The organism is Desulfosporosinus metallidurans (assembly GCF_001936615.1).
Lineage (GTDB): Bacteria > Bacillota > Desulfitobacteriia > Desulfitobacteriales > Desulfitobacteriaceae > Desulfosporosinus > Desulfosporosinus metallidurans.
The window spans coordinates 1-503 of sequence record NZ_MLBF01000193.1; the positions used below are offsets into that span (position 1 = coordinate 1).

General features: G+C 48.5%; 1 protein-coding gene. It reads right to left on the reverse strand.

Going from position 1 to position 503, the window contains the following annotated elements; translation table 11 throughout:
* A partial coding sequence (locus DSOL_RS26340; protein WP_139314651.1) for a DEAD/DEAH box helicase family protein occupies nt 1–503 on the reverse strand: 503 nt, incomplete at both ends.

Sequence of the window (503 nt, forward strand, 5' to 3'; positions counted from 1 at the left end):
GATGACCATTTGCTTGATCGCCCAATTTTCTCCCTTTTCTTCCTTTATCTTTTTGATGATATAGGAAAGCTGATTAATCTCGTTACTGATCTGCGCTTCCTGCCGTTCCTTGGAAATAGGTATTTTTTCAAACTGGGAATGGCCGATAATCACCGCGTCATACTCACCCATAGCGATTTTGGAAACAAACTTGTTCCGGTTCTTCGCTTCAAAATCTCTTTTGGTGGTAACAAGGATGTTGGCCTGCGGAAAGAACCGGTAAAACTCCTTTGCCCACTGCTCCGTCAGGTGGTTGGGCACCACATAGACGGGTTTCTTGATGGCGTCGATATTTTTGAGATACATGCTCGCCGCAATCATTGCCGCCGTTTTCCCCGCACCCACAACATGGCCGGCCAGTCCCGTACCGGAGTAGATAACCCGTGCCGCAAAGTTCTTTTGATGGGGCCTTAGCTCCATTTCCTCGCTCATGCCGGGAAAGATAAGGTGGCTGCCGTCATAGA